The organism is Cohnella hongkongensis (assembly GCF_042654645.1).
Lineage (GTDB): Bacteria > Bacillota > Bacilli > Paenibacillales > Paenibacillaceae > Cohnella > Cohnella hongkongensis.
Map to the genome: position 1 here is coordinate 1 of NZ_JBHSEP010000043.1, position 2,102 is coordinate 2,102.

Annotated in this window: 2 protein-coding genes; both read right to left on the bottom strand. The window is 56.5% G+C overall.

Features of this window, described 5'->3' with window-relative positions; genetic code table 11:
- On the bottom strand, positions 1-482 hold a 482-nt coding region (locus ACFO3S_RS27830; RefSeq protein WP_378103024.1), incomplete at its 3' end, for an ATP-binding protein.
- The gene (gene istA / locus ACFO3S_RS27835; protein WP_378103026.1) at positions 479-1,945 is read right to left on the bottom strand and encodes an IS21 family transposase; all 1,467 of its coding nucleotides are present in this window, start codon (positions 1,943-1,945) and stop codon (positions 479-481) included. The genes ACFO3S_RS27830 and istA, both read right to left, overlap by 4 nt.
- Positions 1,946-2,102 lie beyond the last annotated feature (157 nt).

The window sequence follows — 2,102 nt, forward strand, 5'->3', positions numbered from 1 at the left end:
ATCTCGCCAAGCAGCCGCTCGAGCGTGCCGGCACGTTTGGCCTCGCCCAATCGCATCACGAGTTCCGCAACCGTATAGAACTTTACCGTCATGCCCAGCTCGCAGGCGCGCAGGCCGGCGGCAATCGCAAGATGAGTTTTGCCCGTCCCAACGGGGCCGTAGAGCACCAAATTACGTCGCCCCTCTATAAACGTGCCCTCCGTCAGATCGCTCCATTGCAAGGAACTGGGGAACTTGACGCCATGGCGTTCGTATCCCTCCAGCGTCTTATACACCGGAAATCCAGCTCGGCTAAGCAGTCTGGCGCGGCGGCTGCGTTCGCGGTTCTCCAACTCCTCGGTTAGTACACGGTGCAGAAACTCCTCCTGCTTCGGTGTCGCTTCGCTTTCGCATAACTGCACGGCACGCTGGCTGAGAACCAACTTCTTGCAATACGCCGAGATCTCGGCTCGCAGCGCCTCTCGCTCACGGACCACGCTCATGACCGCGCACCTCCCACAGGCTCCAGCATGCGGTCGTATACGCTTAGGTCCACATTCGGACTCTCCTCCGGCTCGAACGTCGAGAGCCTTGCAGCCAGCACGACGCAGCTTGCGCTCGTGAGCCGGCCGAGCCTCGTTGCTTCTTCCATCGCCTGCAGCGCCGTCTCAAAGCCATAGCGTTCGGACAGCTGCGACATCGTCGCCAGCGTCTCTTTGAGTTGGGCGCGTTCGAGCCCGTCCAAGCCATCGCGAAGCGGATCGGACAGGATGCCGCGCAGTTGGCTGTTGCGCCAGGCACCGGGATTATGCAGCAGGCGGCTGAGCGTCGTACGTACGTCCACGCTGTCTGTACGCTGTTTGCCGAACAGACGCTGGTGAATGGTAATCGGTTCACCGTCAGGATGAAGCGGCTCAATCGTATGGGCGCCAATCCGCACGACGATTTCCTTACCGGCCCATTCTGGTGACGAGGAATAGAAATGCTTGCCGTCGATGGAGAACTTGCCGTATCCGTCGGCTTTCACACGCGCATAGCGGCACGCCGCAAACGGATGCCGGGGAAGGTACGTCAACGCTTTACGGTCGTCTTCAAACAGCACATGAATGGAGACGCCTTTCTTGTAGTGTTCGCGATGCCAGTCTGCTTCGCAACGCACAAGAAGTACTTCATTAAAGGCTTGTACGTCCGTTACGGTCGGCAGAGGCACAAACAGATTGCGCCGGAAATAGCCGACTTTGTTCTCGACGTTCCCCTTTTCGTGGCCAGCATAGGGATTGCAGAATGTGACGTCAAAGCCGTAATGCGCCTTGAATCGCAGAAACAGTTCCGCCATCTGGACGTTATCGCTCACACGTCGTCCGACACCGCTCGCATTGTCAAAGATGAGCCGTCCAGGTACGCCTCCAATCCGGTGGAAGATATCCCGCAGACCTTGTGTGACGCATTCAGCGGTCTCCCCGCCAAACAGCTGGGTAAATCCGGCATTGCTATACGGGAAGGTGGCGCATAAAAACTTGCAGGTTCTCTTTTCGCCAGTTGCGTCGAAGTAGTCCGCTTCGCCAAAGTCCACCTGCATTTCGCCCGGCCGCCACTCCAACTCCAGCGTTCCCTCTTGAAACCGCGCTTCGCGGAGCCCTCGCACGTATCGCTGAACGAGCGGATAGGAAGCGTCATACTCCGGGCATTCTTCAACCAGCCGGTTGTGAATTCGCTGTGCTGTGTGCCGCTGCTTGTACCGATTTTTTCGATCCTCTTCCAGCCAGCTTTGAATCAGCGGTTTGTACGGATCCAGTTTGGAAGGAAGCGTCACTACCGCCTTCGGCTTCACTTCTTCGAACGTCTCAGACGCCATATACTTTCGCACCGTCTTTCGATCGATCTGCAGTCGATCTGCAATCGCACTAGGTCCAAGCCCCTTACGCTGCATCTCTTTAATCGTTTCGATCTGGCTCAACTTCAGCATCTCCCCATCCTCCGCTGCCCTTCGTCATCATCTACGTATAGGGTAGCGGAGTTGCTAGATTCGGTCGATTTCCCCACGATCAAAGTGGGGAATTTTGCACGATTTTTTTGGGGAAATCCGTTTGATCATTTTGGGTATTTTTATTTTACCGTACACA